This window comes from Arthrospiribacter ruber, assembly GCF_019343195.1.
Lineage (GTDB): Bacteria > Bacteroidota > Bacteroidia > Cytophagales > Cyclobacteriaceae > Arthrospiribacter > Arthrospiribacter ruber.
This window is the reverse complement of sequence record NZ_RPHB01000003.1, coordinates 651,198-668,507: the sequence shown is the minus strand read 5'-3', so window position 1 is coordinate 668,507 and position 17,310 is coordinate 651,198. Positions and strand designations below refer to the sequence as shown.

The 17,310-nt window shown below is 43.0% G+C and carries 13 protein-coding genes, 1 tRNA gene and 1 rRNA gene; 11 read left to right on the top strand and 4 right to left on the bottom strand.

The window, feature by feature from the left end; translation table 11 throughout:
* Positions 1–771: ribosomal RNA gene (locus EGN73_RS08785) — 16S ribosomal RNA — on the bottom strand; the annotation flags it as partial.
* Positions 772–1,189: 418 nt separating this feature from the next.
* On the opposite strand from EGN73_RS08785, the gene EGN73_RS08780 reads away from it, so the two are divergent.
* From EGN73_RS08780 to EGN73_RS08735, 10 genes are all read left to right on the top strand, one after another.
* Entirely contained in the window at positions 1,190–1,924 is a 735-nt protein-coding gene (locus tag EGN73_RS08780) for a tyrosine-type recombinase/integrase (protein WP_219288412.1), read from the top strand.
* A gap of 336 nt (positions 1,925–2,260) precedes the next feature.
* On the top strand, positions 2,261–2,590 hold the full coding sequence (locus EGN73_RS08775; RefSeq protein ID WP_219288410.1) for a hypothetical protein: 330 nt from the start codon (positions 2,261–2,263) through the stop codon (positions 2,588–2,590).
* Positions 2,591–2,827 carry a hypothetical protein gene (locus tag EGN73_RS08770; RefSeq protein WP_219288408.1) on the top strand — a complete coding sequence of 79 codons (237 nt, stop codon included), beginning with the start codon at positions 2,591–2,593 and terminating at the stop codon, positions 2,825–2,827. It abuts the gene before it with no gap.
* 145 nt (positions 2,828–2,972) lie between these two features.
* Positions 2,973–4,541: a type I restriction-modification system subunit M gene (locus tag EGN73_RS08765; protein ID WP_219288406.1), complete on the top strand. Its 1,569-nt coding sequence runs from the start codon at positions 2,973–2,975 to the stop codon at positions 4,539–4,541.
* Positions 4,541–5,722 carry a restriction endonuclease subunit S gene (locus EGN73_RS08760; RefSeq protein ID WP_219288404.1) on the top strand — a complete coding sequence of 394 codons (1,182 nt, stop codon included), beginning with the start codon at positions 4,541–4,543 and terminating at the stop codon, positions 5,720–5,722. The genes EGN73_RS08765 and EGN73_RS08760 overlap by 1 nt, the downstream gene beginning before the upstream one ends.
* Positions 5,719–6,534: a toll/interleukin-1 receptor domain-containing protein gene (locus EGN73_RS08755; protein ID WP_219288402.1), complete on the top strand. Its 816-nt coding sequence runs from the start codon at positions 5,719–5,721 to the stop codon at positions 6,532–6,534. Before EGN73_RS08760 ends, EGN73_RS08755 begins: the two co-directional genes overlap by 4 nt.
* A 4-nt stretch (positions 6,535–6,538) precedes the next feature.
* The gene (locus tag EGN73_RS08750; RefSeq protein WP_219288400.1) at positions 6,539–6,682 is read left to right on the top strand and encodes a DUF262 domain-containing protein; all 144 of its coding nucleotides are present in this window, start codon (positions 6,539–6,541) and stop codon (positions 6,680–6,682) included.
* 23 nt (positions 6,683–6,705) lie between these two features.
* Complete coding sequence (locus EGN73_RS08745; protein ID WP_219288398.1) at positions 6,706–7,260, top strand: hypothetical protein; 555 nt, start codon at positions 6,706–6,708, stop codon at positions 7,258–7,260.
* A 337-nt stretch (positions 7,261–7,597) separates the two neighbouring features.
* Positions 7,598–8,521 carry an Abi family protein gene (locus EGN73_RS08740; protein WP_219288395.1) on the top strand — a complete coding sequence of 308 codons (924 nt, stop codon included), beginning with the start codon at positions 7,598–7,600 and terminating at the stop codon, positions 8,519–8,521.
* A gap of 101 nt (positions 8,522–8,622) precedes the next feature.
* Entirely contained in the window at positions 8,623–11,508 is a 2,886-nt protein-coding gene (locus EGN73_RS08735) for a type I restriction endonuclease subunit R (protein WP_219288393.1), read from the top strand.
* 142 nt (positions 11,509–11,650) lie between these two features.
* Here EGN73_RS08735 and EGN73_RS08730 read toward each other — a convergent pair.
* Positions 11,651–11,724 (bottom strand) — tRNA-Arg (locus EGN73_RS08730).
* A gap of 175 nt (positions 11,725–11,899) precedes the next feature.
* On the opposite strand from EGN73_RS08730, the gene EGN73_RS08725 reads away from it, so the two are divergent.
* The gene (locus tag EGN73_RS08725; protein WP_219288391.1) at positions 11,900–12,640 is read left to right on the top strand and encodes a porin family protein; all 741 of its coding nucleotides are present in this window, start codon (positions 11,900–11,902) and stop codon (positions 12,638–12,640) included.
* 50 nt (positions 12,641–12,690) lie between these two features.
* Here the strand turns inward: EGN73_RS08725 and EGN73_RS08720 are convergent, their stop codons facing one another.
* On the bottom strand, positions 12,691–15,759 hold the full coding sequence (locus EGN73_RS08720; RefSeq protein ID WP_219288389.1) for a WD40/YVTN/BNR-like repeat-containing protein: 3,069 nt from the start codon (positions 15,757–15,759) through the stop codon (positions 12,691–12,693).
* Positions 15,760–15,884: 125 nt separating this feature from the next.
* Positions 15,885–17,300, bottom strand: a complete 1,416-nt coding sequence (locus EGN73_RS08715; RefSeq protein ID WP_219288387.1) for a RagB/SusD family nutrient uptake outer membrane protein — start codon at positions 17,298–17,300, stop codon at positions 15,885–15,887.
* Between the last annotated feature and the right edge of the window lie 10 nt (positions 17,301–17,310).

The following is a 17,310-nucleotide window of genomic DNA, read 5'->3' as shown; positions in this document are numbered from 1 at the left end:
CGCTACCCACGCTTTCGTGCATCAGCGTCAGTTACGTCCCAGTACAATGCCTACGCTATCGGTGTTCCTTATGGTATCTATGCATTTCACCGCTACACCATAAATTCCATGTACCCAGAACGCACTCAAGCCAAACAGTATCAACGGCAATTTTAGGGTTGAGCCCCAAACTTTCACCGCTGACTTATATGGCCGCCTACGCACCCTTTAAACCCAATAAATCCGGACAACGCTCGCACCCTCCGTATTACCGCGGCTGCTGGCACGGAGTTAGCCGGTGCTTATTCATCAGGTACCGGCAATCTGCCACGCATGGCCTTTTTCTTCCCTGATAAAAGCAGTTTACAACCCGTAAGGCCGTCTTCCTGCACGCGGCATGGCTGGGTCAGGCTTCCGCCCATTGCCCAATATTCCCTACTGCTGCCTCCCGTAGGAGTCTGGCCCGTATCTCAGTGCCAGTGTGGGGGACCTTCCTCTCAGAACCCCTAAGGATCACAGCCTTGGTAGGCCGTTACCCTACCAACCAGCTAATCCTACGCATGCCCATCTGTTACCGATAAATCTTTAATTGGACAACGATGCCATCGTCCAATACCATGGGGTATTAATCCGGGTTTCCCCGGGCTATCCCCCTGTAACAGGCAGGTTGCATACGCGTTACGCACCCGTGCGCCACTCTCTCTCAAAGCAAGCTTCAAGATACCGTACGACTTGCATGTATTAGGCCTGCCGCTAGCGTTCATCCTGAGCCAGGATCAAACTCTCCGTTGTAAAGTTTGTTTTGCCCCATGTACCATCCTTATCAGTGGACACAGAGCCAGTCTCTATCAACCCAAAAGCTGTTCCCGGCCTATCTGTATTCTTTATTATTCTCTGTCACAACATTTCAATGAACTTAACGCATTACTTTCTCAAATGCATCCGCGGTCTTTCTATTGAAAACCCTTTCTTCTTATTTCCCTCAACTCTTTAGCTGATTGGGTTTGCAAAGGTAGAAATTAAATCTCTTAAGGCAAGTCCCAGCCAAAACATAATTAACAGGTTTCTCACAAGTCACTGATTTTTAAAAGGAAATATTTTAAACAATTTTATCCGTTTCCATATTGCCGAAATTAAGCATACCCGTAAGACTTAAAGTGTTCATCAAACAGACTAAAACTCCAACGGAATTGGAGTCTACCTCAGAGCCATGTCTCCTGTCTATGGTAGAGCGCTGAACAGAAAGCTGGTCAAGCCAGAGGAGGACCCAAGAATCGGGTTTCGAATCAAGTCAAAAAAGACCCACAAGAAAGCGATCAAGAAGGAAGAAGTCCATCAACTTGCCAAATTGGATCTGTCTCACAGTCCCTTTATGGAGGAGTCAAGGGACATGTTTCTGTTCTCTTATTACTGTCAGGGAATGAACCTCAAAGACATGTCACTGCTCAACTGGCAAGACAATATCGTGGAAGACCGCATTCTCTACCACAGGGGAAAAACAGCGGATATGTTCAGCATACATATAAAGAAGGAGACCGTGGGCCGAATTCTCGAAAAACAGAAACAGGTATTGTCCGCAAAGCTTGATGCAGGCTTGATCAAAAACACCACAGCCAAAAGCTTGGTCTTTCGGGTCTTTGACAATCTCAGTGAAAAGGAAATGTCAAACCCAGCGAAAATCACCAAGGTAAGGAAACAGCGAGCCAAAGTCATCAACGCACACCTCAGAAAACTCGGAGAAAATGAACTTGGTTTCAGTCCATCACAACTCAGATTCCTGACTTTCTACGCAGCCCGGCACACCTATGCATCTGTTCTCAAGTCCCAGCATGCACCTGTAACTTTGATTGCGGAGGCATTGGGACATGCTGACATCAGAACAACGCAGGTGTATCTGGACAGCTTTGCCAACACCGAATTGGATCACTTCAACGATCTTTTATAAGTTGAATGGGAAATAATCTCACTAATCAAAAAATAATCTTGTTGGTCTTGAACATGTTGCATTTTACAAAGTGATTTTGACCAACAGGGTTGTTGTTTTGGACACTCTCCGCAAGTTATTTTCGGGAAAAGGATCTGACCAAATCGATGATCGTTTCTATCAACCATAAAAATTTCACGAAACCCAAAAAAACACATGAAATAAAGCACCTTTACCTATATTTTTCCAGCTTTAGTTTTCTTCTTCACTAGCTGTTCGATTTTAGAATCTGAGAATGAGGAAGATTGGCCGGAAATAGGGAAATATTCTGTCAAAATCCTCGTTTCACCTGAGCTTGTGGAAGATTCATTTGATTTTACTTGGTATTACGGTGAAAATGGTGACGGTGATCTTTATGGCACACTTGAAAACGGTTCATCCTTTTCTTTTGAAAGCAAATTATTACGTGCTTCACAAACAATGGTACTTTTAATTGAGCCAAGTAAAAAATTTACAGAGGAAAAAATGTTTGATCACACAAGTCAATGTTTCAACTTTGAAGTAACTGTGGCGTACACTGGTAAAAACTTCAAAACAGAAAAAGCTAAGATCGGGCGCAGTGAAGATGGAAGTTTTCTCTGTGAAGATGGCACAGTGATGTTTCTCACAAACATCTCTTTGCAATAATTGTCAATAGTAGCCAAGGTTAAATTCAAAGGATTTAACTCAGCAGGCCTCACCAATCCAGTGGGGCTTTTCTATTTCAAAAAACTGGCAATTTCCACCCAAAACCTTATCTTAGCCAGCAGAAGTTCTGTCCATCAGGGGCAAGGCTTAGGGGTGTCAAAGCAGACTGTTTCCAAAAAACCTGAAATTGTGGAGGTTATTCCTGTCAAAACCAAAAGGAGTTCCAATACCCCATAATGACCGGCTTTTTACAGCTCCTTAAATTTTGTAGAGCCACAAATGGAAACATCACTGTAGGGAAACCCCAAACCGAAACCAGTTTTTCACTTGGAATCCGGACTTTTTCAATCAAGTCTGAGAACCAGCAACGAGTACAGCATACATGTCAGAAGAACAAAAACGCCTCTTGGAAAGCAAGCTCTGGGGGATCGCCAATATTTTACGGGGCAAAATCAGCGCAGACGATTACAGAGATTACATACTCGGTTTTATATTCTACAAATACCTCAGCGAGCGGCAGTACTTATATGCCAACAACCTGCTGGAAACTGAGAGCGTCAAGGATTATCTCAAACTCAACGACCCCGAACTGCTGGAAGCCATCAAAGAGGAGTCCTTGCAGGCACTGGGTTATTTCCTGAAACCTGAAGAGCTCTTTGCTTCCATCACAGCCAAGGGTAATGCCTCCACAGAAACGGATAGCAACTATATCTTGGAAGACCTCAAAGCGGTACTCAACCACATCGAGCAAAGCACCATGGGAACAGACTCGGAAGAGGACTTCAACGATCTTTTCTCTGACATTGACCTCAGCTCCAACAAAATCGGGCGCACAGTCAAAGCCCGAAATGAAGTGGTGGTACAGATCCTGAACCACCTCGACTCCATTGATTTCCGACTGGAAGACATAGAGTCCGACGTGCTGGGTGATGCTTACGAATTCCTGATCGGCAAGTTTGCCGCAGGAGCAGGCAAGACCGCTGGGGAATTCTACACTCCTCAACAAGTGTCCAAAATCCTTGCAAAAGTAGTCACCACGGGCAAGGACAAACTCAAGTCTGTCTATGACCCCACCTGTGGCTCAGGTTCCTTGCTCCTTCGGGTAGCCAAAGAAGCAGAAGTAACGGAGTATTTCGGACAAGAAATGACCCGTACTACCTACAACCTGGCAAGGATGAATATGATCCTGCACGGCATTCACTATAGGAGATTCAACATCGCTCAAGAAGATACCCTGATGCATCCGCAGCACTTGGACTATAAGTTCGAGGCAGTAGTGGCCAATCCTCCCTTTTCTGCACACTGGAAGGGTGACGAGCATTCCCTCTTTCATGCGGACGAACGGTTTTCTCAGTATGGCAGGCTGGCACCTAAGACCAAGGCAGATTTCGCTTTTATGCAGCACATGCTCTATCAGCTGGCGGACAATGGCATCATGGCCAGTGTCTTTCCACATGGGGTACTTTTCCGTGGGGCAGCAGAGGGTCAGATCAGGCAGTACATGATCAAGGAGATGAATGTACTGGATGCGGTGATCGGGTTGCCTGCCAATATTTTCTTCGGTACCAGTATTCCTACCTGTATCGTGGTGCTGAAAAAATGCCGTGAGCAGGACGACAATGTAGTCTTTATCGATGCCAGTGGATCGGATCACTTTATCAAGGTGGGCAACCAAAACGAACTGAGGGACAGCGACGTGGAGCTGATCGTGCAGACCTACCGTGAGCGCAAGACCATCGACAAGTACAGCTATGTAGCTTCCCTAGCTGAGATCGCTGAAAATGACTACAACCTCAACATCCCCCGCTATGTGGATACCTTTGAGGAAGAGGAGCCTGTGGACTTGGATGCCACCGCAGCAGCCATACAGCAACTCGACGCAGCATTGAAAAGCAACGATGCGGTATTGAAAGCATTTTGTGAGGAATTGGGAATTAAAGCGCCGTTTTGATGATCGACAACGTAAAAAAGTATCCAAAACTAAGATTTTTAAATTTTGAAAAAGATTGGGAAGAAGGCTCATTGGGCGACTTCACGAGTTGGAAATCTGGCGGAACCCCCTCTAAGGAAGTCGAGGACTACTGGAACGGAAATATACCATGGATAAGTGCATCCTCAATGATTGGAACCAAGTTTTCTGACTCAGAAAAAAAAGTCACTGAGCTTGGTTCAAAAAAAGGTACACGAATCGCCAAAAAAGGGAGCATTCTCCTTTTAGTTCGGGGAAGCATGCTTTTCAACAAGATCCCAGTCGGAATTGCGGCGAAAGACGTGACTTTCAATCAAGATGTTAAAGCAATTATACCAAATGACGAAATTGATAAAGAATTCCTTTTACAGTGGTTTCTTAAATCAGAGAAAAGTCTACTCGGAATTGTAGCAGGAACAGGGATCGGTGCTGGAAAGTTAGATACAAAAGAACTTCATTCTTTAAACTTTAAATTCCCCTCCCTCCCCGAGCAGCAAAAGATCGCGTCATTCCTTTCATCGGTGGACGAGCGGATCGAGTTGCTGGAGCGGAAGAAGGAAAAGCTGGAAGCCTACAAAAAGGGCGTGATGCAGCAGATCTTCTCACAAAAAATCCATTTCAAGCATGATGATGGGAGTGAGTTTCCTGATTGGGAGGAGAAGCGGTTGGGGAATATTTGTGACATTGTGAAAGGACAGCAACTTAACAAAAGTGAACTTGAAATGGAAGGAACTTATCCTGCAATAAATGGAGGGATTGAACCATCAGGTTATTCAGGCGACTGGAATACGGAAGCAAATACAATTACAATCAGCGAAGGAGGAAACTCTTGTGGTTTTGTAAACTTTATCAAAACAAAGTTTTGGAGCGGAGGACATTGTTACACTCTTCAAAAAATTTCAAAAATAGCCCATGTCCCGTTTCTCTTCCAACTACTGAAATTCAATGAGAAGAAAATCATGAAGCTACGCGTTGGATCAGGCTTGCCAAACATACAAAAAGGAGACATTCAAAAGCTACTTCTCATGGTCCCCTGCTTACCAGAACAAAAGAAAATCGCTGTTTTCCTGAACACAATTGACGAAAACCTTGAAACGCTTGACAGCCAGATCCAAGGCTTTCGCACTTGGAAGAAGGGGCTGTTGCAGCAGATGTTTGTATGATAACAAAAGAAAGTATAAGATCAATTTGGGTCAGTACGATTACTACCCTCGAAAGTTTTAAAAACATAACACCACATGATCCAAAATTTATGGCATGGGAGGACAGTGTGTATCGTAAATTGATCAGAATATATGGTGAAGATTCGTACGAGATTAAAAGTTTTGGTGCTATAAAATTCAACAAGACTTCACACACTTTTGAAGAAGATGAAATTGAACTTCATATGGCAGATTGTCTCTTGCAAGCAAAGCTTTTCCTCGAGTCTCTTATAGAGGAATTAGAATTACTCCCTCGATCAAATTTTGTGGAAGGGGGCGAAAAAAATGGTGCGCGTAAAATTTTCATCAGTCACTCTTCACAGGACAAAACGATTGCTTCTGAAATCGTTCAACTCCTATCACTAATTGGCATTAAAGACTCCTGTATCTTTTGCACCTCATTAGAAGGTCATGGTATTCCTCTTGGGGAGGACTGGCTTCAAACCCTGAAGAGCGAAATAAGTGGAGATGCCATTGTCCTATTCGTGATTTCAGAGAACTATTTCAAAAGTGCTGTGAGTTTGTGCGAAATGGGTGCAGCTTGGGCTCTTTCTAAAAAGCATATCCCCATCTTGGTGCCTCCAATGGACTACAATCAAATGTCAGGTGTAATTCCGCTTACTCAGGGATTTAAAATCACTGAACCTAACAAGTGGACTATCCTTAAAACGCAGTTGGAGAATCTGTTTAACCTTACTCCGAAAGCGCCTGAGATTTGGGAGGGCCGAAGAAATCAAATTTTGGCACGAATCGATAGGCTTTTTAACCCCTAACAACATGCAGAAATACTCCGTCAACCAACACCTGATCGAAACCGTCCTTTCATGGGGCAAGTCTGAGGAAATCGCTATACCTGAGATCCAAAGACCCTTTGTATGGGATGGTGCCAAAGTAAGAGACCTGATGGACAGCATCTCGTGAAAACCGAATAAGTCTGTTAGGCCATGAAAACAACCCAAAAACAATTTTTACTTGATCAACTTTGGAAATCAACTTTGAGAGCTTCGTTGAGTAGAGCCGGTAACGTTTACAAAGCAGAAACAACCAAGGAAGAAAAGGAGATATTTAAATCCAAACTATTTGAATTTGTATCAACCCTGATACACAATAATTACTTGGATAACACTCCAAACGAAAAAGATCACGTCAAAAACATTTCTGCTATTACAAACTTTGCCATTAGTTTCGGGTTTGTAGAACTGCGTTTCGGCCATTCCCAGAAGATTTTGAACCTTTATCTCAAATACCAGTGGTGTCTTGGACACATTCATACGCCACCCCATTTCCCTGTTGACAGGCTGATTCAAATGAAACTTGGAATCCCAAAGCCTTCGCAATGGACCCAGTGGGATGACTCTAAAGAGTATCTCAAAATAATCGAACGCGCAAAAACTGTTGCAAGAAAACAAAATATTGAAACGATTGCGGAGCTAGAGTTGGCTCTTTACAACGAGGTAGAAATAGAAAGGGGACGACCTCACAAAGTAAAAACACTTTGACATTTAGAAACTTCCACCTTCCAGTAAGACATTTAAGGAAATAAAATAGTAAATGCAGTAAACGCAAGCGATCACTGCACTTGCGTTTTCCGAATTCCTTCCTCCGAACGGTAGGATGAACTCAAAGTAAAAGCTCCCTCCACACCTAATTACACTCTTCCATAGCACACAGGTCTTCGGTGAAGAGAAAGCGTTTTTACAAATTTCACTACTTTTTACCACTTTTTATCATAATTCCGTATATTTGTAGCAACAGTACACGCCACGCTACCCACTTGAACAGCGTCCCAGGGCGTGTCTTTTGCTTTTTAGGGACATTGGTTTTATTTTGTACAGCATGTTTGAGAAGAAACCCACCACAATTGACGAGCAAATTTTATTGCTCAAAAGCCGAGGACTCGAAATTTCTTCGGAATCAGAAGCCATTCATTACCTCTCACATATCAGCTATTACAGACTTGGTGAATATTGGCACGCCATGCAATCCGATAAGATAAACCACATTTTCAAACCACACAGTAAATTTGAGGATGTAATCGCTCTTTACTGCTTCGACAGGGAACTTAGACTTTTGATCTTCGACTGCATTGAAAAAATTGAAATCAGCCTGAGAACAAAACTGGTGTATCACCTTGCACACGAATTCGGCCCATGGTGGTTCCAAAACTTTGATCTGTTTATAGACAGTAGGGCTTTGGTCAAAACGCTGGCAGGCATTGAAGAGGAATTGAGCAGAAGCAAAGACCCCGTCCTTAAAAATCATTTCACAAAACATAAAGATGACAGCCGATTTCCACCTGCATGGAAAACACTTGAACACACCAGCTTTGGCTCTCTTTCAAAACTTTATGGGAACCTCAAGCATACCGTAAAATCCAAAGACATAATTGCTGAAGAATATGGTGCTATAAATCACACATATCTCCCAAGTTGGCTTCAATCAATCGCACAGATAAGAAATTACTGCGCTCATCACGCTAGACTTTGGAATAGAAATTTACCTGGTACATTCAAAAGCATCACAAAAGCCCCTGCACCACTTAAATGGATTTCAGAAGTACCAAAGCAACATGAATTCCAAAAACTTTACGTTCACCTTTGTGTCATCAAATACTTACTCAACATTGTCGCTCCAGAAAACCATATGACACCGAAACTTGTGTCTCTATTTGAAAAATACCCAAATGTAGACCCTAATGCACTTGGAATGAGAGAATCCTGGCAAGACGAGGAACTGTGGGGCTTTTCAACTCTAACATAACCAACCTAATGGGTCGTTCTCAAACTTGTTTTGTTGACTAGATTTCCACATCTTGCTTCTACACTATATTTTGATGATGTGATGGCATACCTTTTTACTCCATGACCACCCAACCCGAACAGACCCTTGAAAATAACCTGATTGCCCAGCTTGCAGCTTTGGGTTACAAGAAGGTGTTGATCCCTGATGAGACTGCGTTGTTGGCCAACCTGAAAACCCAACTGGAAAAGCACAACAAAACCCAACTCAGCGAGAAGGAGTTTACCCAGATTCTCAATGCTATCAATAAAGGAAATGTATTTGAGCGGGCAAAAATCCTCCGTGACAGGGTGGAATATATGGATGATTCCGGAGAGCACCGCACTGTAGAACTGATCAATCAGATCCACTGGTGTCAAAATGAGTTTCAGGTCTCCCAACAAATCTCCATGAAGGGCCTCTACAAAAACCGCTATGATGTCACCATATTGATCAATGGTCTTCCACTGGTTCAGGTAGAACTCAAGCGTAGAGGTCTGGAACTTAAGGAGGCCTTCAAACAAACTTCCCGATACGGAATCCACTCTTACAGTGCAGGTCATGGACTTTTTCAGTTTATCCAGATCTTCGTCATCAGCAATGGCGTCAACACCAAGTACTACGCCAATGGCCCTTTGAAGTCCAGAAGTTTCAAACAGACCTTTTACTGGTCGGATATCAAAAACAAACTGATCACCCAGCTTTCTACTTTTGCGGATTTCTTCCTTGAGCCCTGTCACATCTCGAAGATGATCACCAAGTATGTAGTGCTGAACGAAACAGAAAAGACCCTGATGGTCCTTCGCCCCTATCAGTACTATGCCACAGAAGCCATAGTGGAGCGGGTGAAGACCACTACCAAATACGGGTATATCTGGCACACCACAGGTTCGGGCAAGACGCTGACCTCATTCAAAACCGCCCAGATCTTGACCAATCTGCCTCAAGTGCATAAGGTGGTCTTTGTGGTAGACAGGAAAGACCTCGACACCCAGACTTCCCAGGAATTCAACAGCTTCAGCAAGGGAAGCATTGACGGTACCAACAATACCAATAAGCTGGTCAAGCAACTCACAGGAAACGACAAACTGATCGTCACTACCATACAGAAACTTTCCACAGCAGTCAATAAAGCCCGGTATGTGGAAAAGATGGCATCTCTCAAAGACAAGCGCATCGTCTTTATTTTCGACGAATGTCACAGAAGTCAGTTCGGAAAGACCCACGCTGACATCAATGAGTTTTTCGGAAAATGTCAGATGTTCGGATTTACAGGAACCCCGATCTTTGAAGAAAACGCAGGCACCAATGAATGGGGCAAACGTACCACGCAGATGCTTTTCGGAGACTGTCTCCACAAATACGTGATAACAGATGCCATCAGAGATGAAAATGTGTTGAAGTTTTCGGTAGAGTACATTTCTACTTTCAGGAAAAAGGAACACATCTTTGACATAAACGTGGAGGCCATAGACGAAGAAGAGGTCATGAACGCACCACAGCGGCTGAACAATATTGTGGACTATATCCTGACCAACCATAATCGGAAAACACATAACAAGGCTTTTACAGCCATCTTCTGTGTACCCAGCGTCCCCATTCTGATAGAGTACTACAAGCTTTTCCAGGACAAGTATCAAGCCGGTGAACATCAATTGAAAGTGGGCACTATCTTTTCTTATGGAGCCAATACAGACCTGATCGATGACGACATAGACGAGCTTGGACTGGCAACTGAGGAATATGAAACCTATGCAGTGGCAGCAGAACCAGATGGAGCGACTGAGTACCAAAGACTAGGTAAGAAACACCCAAGAGAATATCTTGACGAGTTCATCGCTGATTACAATACGCTCTTTGGCACCAAATACAATACGAAGGATTCCAAAACCTTCTACAATTACTACAATGACATCGCCAACCGGGTCAAGAAAAAAGAAGTGGACATACTTTTGGTGGTGAATATGTTTCTGACAGGCTTTGATAGCAAAAACCTGAACACGCTCTATGTGGACAAAAACCTCAAGTACCACGGACTGATCCAAGCCTATTCCAGAACCAACAGAATCCTTGATGAACTTAAATCCCAAGGGAACATTGTATGTTTCCGAAACCTCAAAGATGCCACAGACAAAGCCATCTCACTTTTCTCCAACCTGGAAGCAAAAGGTGAAATCATCATGGAGCCTTATGAGGAATATGTGGAGAAATTCAACCATGCCTTCATAGAATTACTGCAGGTAGCCCCTACAGTCAACAGTGTAAATGATCTACAGGACGAAGAGGCGCAGCTGGCTTTCATAAAAGCCTTCCGGGAGTTGATGCGTCTGAAAAACGTCCTGGTGACTTTCACGGAATTTGAGTTTGAAGACCTGTCAATGCCGGAGCAGACTTTTGAGGATTACAAAAGCAAATACCTGGATCTTTACGATAGGACCAAAAACAACAGCCAAAAGGAGAAGATATCCATACTCAACGACGTAGACTTTGAGCTTGAGCTGATCCACAGGGACGAGATCAATGTGAGCTACATCTTGAAGCTTCTCGGCAAACTGAAGGATGCCAGTCCAGAGGAACAGGAAAAGCAGAAGAAAGCGATTGTAGAGCTCATCGTAGGGGAAGCCCAGCTGAGGAGCAAGAAAGAACTGATAGAAAAATTTATCCGTGAGAACCTTCCAAAAGTAGCTGACGCCGATGACATCCATGAGGAGTTTACACACTTTTGGACTACGGAACGTCTCAAAGCCCTCCATGAGCTCAGCGAAGAGGAAAACCTGGACGACCAAGCCTTGGAAAAAGTGATCGGAGATTTTATTTATACTGAAAAAGAACCACTTCGGGACGACATCATCGGACTGCTGAAAGACAAACCTGCTCTTAAAGAGCGAAAGACCATCGCCGAGCGCATCAAGTCCAAAATCCTGGGTTTTGTTGAGACCTTTATCAACGGGATTTCGGAGGCGGCTTAGGGTGCGTGGAGTCAAAATTCAAAAACATATCTTAATAGGATTCTCAAGCCTCTTCAGAATCCATAAAAAAGCCCAAACCCAAAATCCTCCTCAACTGATAAATCAATAAAAAGAAAAAGCCCTGCTAGGCAGAGCTTCTTTGTGACCTCGTCAGGATTCAAACCTGAAACCTCCTGAGCCGTAATCAGGTGCTCTATTCAGTTGAGCTACGAGGCCAATTGGGAATGCAAAAGTAGACAGCAATTCCGAAATAGCAAAAGACATTTTCAAAACATTTCACTTAAATCCCAAATCCTCCCCAAAGCAATTTAGAATAATTAAGAAGAAAAGAAGGGCAAATCAATCACGTTTTTATAATTTAGCCGAAATTTTAAAGTCAATAAACTCTTTCATGAAAAGATTATCATTAATTCTGTTATTAAATATTGTCACGCTGTCGGTATTGTTTGCTCAAGAAGAAAGGGAACGAACTCCTATAGGAGGAAGACCTGATATCAAAGGTGACTTATTTTTAGATTTTGGTTTCAATAGACTCAACAACATCCCCAGTGAACTGGGCACCACCTTTTTAAGATCCAGAACTTTCAATGTCTACTTTCAATACCCCATCAATTTGGGCGAGGAAACAGGATTCACTTTCAACCCTGGTATTGGTCTCGGAATGGACAAAATGGCTTTCAGAGATGGAACAACCCTCTTTAATAATCCAGCCATTGGCCCTAACTCAAGCCAGATTCTGGATATTGAGGACGTATATGGCGAAAATATCTCTATAGAAAGAAACAATGTATCCGCCAATTACCTAGATATCCCTTTGGAGCTCAGGTATCATTTCAACAGAAGAAATTACAGCAAAAGCTTTAGGGTAGCAGTTGGAGGAAAAGTTGGCTACCTTCTCAATGCCCACACCAAAATCAGGTATACTGATGATCAGGATCTCACGAGGCAAATCAAGGACCGACAGTCTTTTGGTTTCAATCCGCTCCGATATGGCATTTACACAAGGATAGGATTTCCCGGATTTAACATTTGGGGATATTATGGTCTCAACCAGGTTTTTGAAGGGGAAAATGGACCTTTCAGGACACAAGCCAACCAAATTAATTTTGGCATCTCCGCCACATTGTTCTAAAAGTCAAAAACATTTAAAAAAAAGAGGGGCCGAAATCGGCCCCTCTTTTTTTATTTTTTGTCCAACTCTGTTTTGAGTTCTTCGATATTCAAAATATTTGAAATCTGCGACTGTTCAATTTCCCTGAACTTGGTGAGCTGCACATCAATCTGTCTTGTAATTTCCTTTCTCACTTCTTCTGCTCCATCCGTTGGTCTATAAGCTCCTGTACCTGCTATCACATTCAGGTGAGCCAGCTTGTTATTCAGCCTGATCGGATAGTTCAATGGATCCTGACCGCTTCTATTTTGGGTCTGATACAGCTCCTTCTCGATGTCAGAAATAGAATTCACAATACCATCTATCCTCCTCTTCTGCCTCGGGTTATTTTTTGCGATTTCATTAAGCTCATCCCTGTACTTTCGGATCATGATGATAGCTTCATGTGTTTCTGTCAACTTGTCCCTGACACTCAAAAGGAAGTCAAACTGTGCCTGAAGGTCTTCCTGCGTGGATGGATACCTGCGGTCCGGAAGCACTTTGAAACTTTGTTCCTGCGTATCACCATCTACAGTAAGCCTTACTTTGTAATCACCAGGGACTACTTTGGGACCTCTAAGGGGGCCAGACCACATGATCATACCTTCAAAACCTATGGCATCAGGAATTCTAAGGTTCCAATTGAATTCGTTCGCACCTGTTTTGAATTTCAATGTATCTCCCTTTATTCCTTTAGAAGAAAACTCCCTGATCAGGTTATTGCTGCTGTCAAAAAACTCCATTCTGAGTTCTTCTTTGGGCTCTTCCTTAAGATGATAATAAACCAAAACTCCTCCTGGTCTATTGGTACCGGCTGTCAAAGACTCTCTTCTCACCCCGTCGATCAGGTAAGAATCCTGTGGCTTAAACAAATGGAAAGCTTTGTTTTTGATATCATCAGAAAGCTGATGCAAAACAGTAAGGTCATCAATGATCCAAAAACTTCTTCCTTGAGTAGCTGCTATCAGGTTGTTTTCTTTAATAGTAAGATCCGTGATGGGTACAATTGGCAAATTAAGCTGAAGAGGCTGCCAGTTTTCGCCATCATCAAAGGAAATGTACATACCTGTTTCAGTACCCGCATAGAGGATTCCTTTTTTGACAGGATCTGCCCTAACCACCCTGGTAAAATGTTGTTCATCTATTCCGTTTACTATTTTGGTCCAAGTAGCGCCATAATCTGTTGTCTTGAACAAATAGGGTGCGAAATCACCGTTTTTATATGATGTCGCTGCTACATATAGTCCTCCTTCTTCAAAAGGATGCCCTTCCACACTATTTACCTGCGTCCACTCCGGGAAGTTATTGGGCGTTACATTATCCCAGGTTTCACCATTATCCTTAGACACATGGATCAAGCCATCATCTGACCCAGCCCATAGCACGCCCTTTTTCAAAGGAGATTCTGCAGCCGCAAAAATGGTGCTGTAGTACTCTACAGATGTATTGTCTTTTGTAATCGGGCCTCCTGATGGACCAAGTTTTTCTTTTGCATTTCTGGTAAGATCCGGAGAGAATGTCTCCCAAGTCTGACCCTTGTTGGTGGATCTATGAAATTGATTGGAAGTAGTGTACAGTACCTCTGGATCATGAGGAGAGAAAAAGATCGGGAAATTCCATTGAAATCTATACTTCATTCCCTCGGCACCATGACCCATTGGGTTATCCGGGTACACATTTACATTCCTTCTTGCACCTGAGGAGTGATTGAGCAATTGAAGAAGACCTCCATAGTTGCCGCCAAACACTACATCATTGTCTGTAGGATCTACCGCGAGCCAGCCACTTTCGCTACCTGCACTTACTTCCCAATCATCCTCAGTAATGGCATATCCATCATTCCTATGGCTGATCCTCATAGTAGAGTTATCCTGCTGGGCTCCATATATTCTGTATGGAAAATGATTGTCAGTTGTAACCCTGTAAAACTGGGCAGTTGGCTGGTTCATATAGGTAGACCAAGATTCGCCACCATCAAGTGAAACCTGAGCACCTCCATCATCAGCGATGACCATTCTTTTGTTGTCATTAGGATCAATCCAAAGGTCATGGTGATCACCGTGAGGAGCCCTAGAGGCTTTGAATGTTTCTCCTCCATCAGTTGATTTGTGGTAGTCTACGTTGACAACGTAAACAGTATTTTCATCCTGTGTATCAGCGTAAATTCTGGTGTAATACCAGGCCCTTTGTCTAAGGTTTCTGTCCTCATTGGTCTTGGTCCAGGTAGCTCCGCCATCATCAGAGCGGAATACACCACCGTCAAGATTTTCAACAATGGCCCATAGCCTATTAGAGTTTAGTGGAGAAACGGTAATCCCCATGATGCCTAAAAGACCCTCCGGCATTCCCGGGTTTCTAGAAATCTCTGTCCAATTTTCACCGCCATCAGTACTCTTGAACATCTTGGAATTGGGGCCTCCACTTTCCAAGCTATAGGGAGTTCTTTTGACATCCCAAGTACTTGCATACATGGTCTCAGGATCATTAGGATCCAAAATCAAATCCACGGCACCTGCCACATTGCTTACAAAGAGTTTTCTGTCCCAGGTTTTTCCTCCGTCAGTCGATTTATAAACCCCTCTCATATCAGTAGGCTTGAAAATATCTCCCAACACAGCTGCATATACTACATCTGGATTTTCAGGATGTATTCTTATCCTAGAAATAAATCTTGTTTCTTCCATCCCAAGATGCTCCCAAGTCTCCCCTGCATCTGTACTTTTATGGAAGCCATATCCATAAGAAACGTTTCCTCTTACAGTCTTTTCTCCCCCACCCACATAGATGATATTGGGGTCAGACTCAGCAACAGTCACCGCCCCTATGGAGCCGCCAAAGTACCCGTCAGAAATATTCTTCCAAGTGATCCCGGCATTTTCTGTTTTCCAGACTCCTCCGCCGGTTGCTCCAAAATAATAAGTGTTTCGATCAGAGGTGACACCGGCTACGGCTGCTGATCTGCCGCCCCTGTGGGGACCTACAAGCCTCCACTGTACTGCATCGTAGAGGGATTCGTCATAAGTCTGGGCTTGAATGGTTTGGTTTGGAAAAACCAAAAGCCATAGAAAAAGGCAGACAATTGGGATAAATATTCTTTTCATAGTGTAATATTTAGTGTAATTAATCAGTATTCCATCTAATTAGTCATAAGATAAGCCGCATTATTTATCTCCTTTAAAGCAGTTCTTCTAATGGCTAATTGTTTTTATGAACTAATACTATTTATTTAATTTCCGTAATTAGGGTTTTGAACCATATTGGGATTTGAAAGCAATTCATCTCTAGGAATTGGTAATATCTGTTTCCAAGGCTGATCCAAACTGACTGGCGCAGATGAATTTTTACGTTCTACACTGCCAAGCACGGTCAGGGCACGGTCAGTCCTTACCAAATCGAAAAAGCTATGTCCTTCAAATGCCAACTCGAATTTCCTTTCTTTTTCGATTTCCAATAAAAGAGCCTCTTGGGTAACTGCTCCGGAGTATGGAGCCACTCCTGCTCTTTCCTTGATTTTATTTAAATCTTCTACAGCCATTGCCAAAGTACCAGATGATTGGGCATAAGCCTCAGCCCTATTGAGGTACATTTCGGCTATACGAATTATATGGAAATTATCTATGTTTCCAGGCTTTTGATACTTGGTAGGAAAATAAACTCCTTGGATGGGATCAAATCCAAACATAGTACCCCGTATATCATTTTCATCGGCTTGAATTTCTGAAATAAAGCTCTCGTGTACCGCCAATTCACCACGACCACCTTGAGCACCCGGAAAATACCAAAACCTCATGGCACTTTGATCTGCTGCAATAAATTCCAATTCGAAAATTGATTCAGCAGTAAATTCACCGGCATATATTCCAAGGTAATCCTCGACCAACCCATACTTGCTATCCTCAATTACTTCGGTGCTTAACCTTATTACCTCGCTATAATTTCTAGTGTACAGATAAAACCTAGATAGCAAAGCCCTGGCTGTGCTCTTTACAGCTCTTGCTCTAGTGGTGGTGTTATTGGCCTGGGTTTCGGGCAGCAAATTCAAAGCTAATAAGAGGTCGGCTTCTACCTGATTATACCCTTCCACCAAGGGCGGTCTACTCGGATACAATGATTCATTTACTGCTCTTGATGGTGTAAGTGGAAGCACAACACTTTGGTCACCATGAACTCCAGGAACTCCTCCAAATACTCTATTGAGATCAAAAAATGCCAAAGCCCTGACAAAATAGGCCTGACCTATAATGTTGTCCTTTTTGGCTTGATCCATCTCAATTGCAGGCACTTCTGCTATGATATTATTCGCTTGATTAACAGCCCTATAAGCAGCGGTATAGAAGTTTGTGATTTCCAAGTTAGAAGCATCTAACTGATATGTATCTAATTCTCTGTAAAAATCCCATGTGCCTACACTTTGGGAAACATCACTGGAGACTTCACAAATATTCTGAAAATTCCTTCCGTAATAAAAGCCTGATTGAAGCTGGTGATATAAACCCGCAAGAGCGGCATCCGCACTTTTTTCATTTGTAAAAGCGACTTCATCAGATATCTGGATCTCTGGTTCTTGGTCAAGAACGTTGCAGGCAAAAGCGAGACAAAACCCTAAAGCTGCAAATCGATTGTATATATTTTTAATTTTCATGATAGTGCTT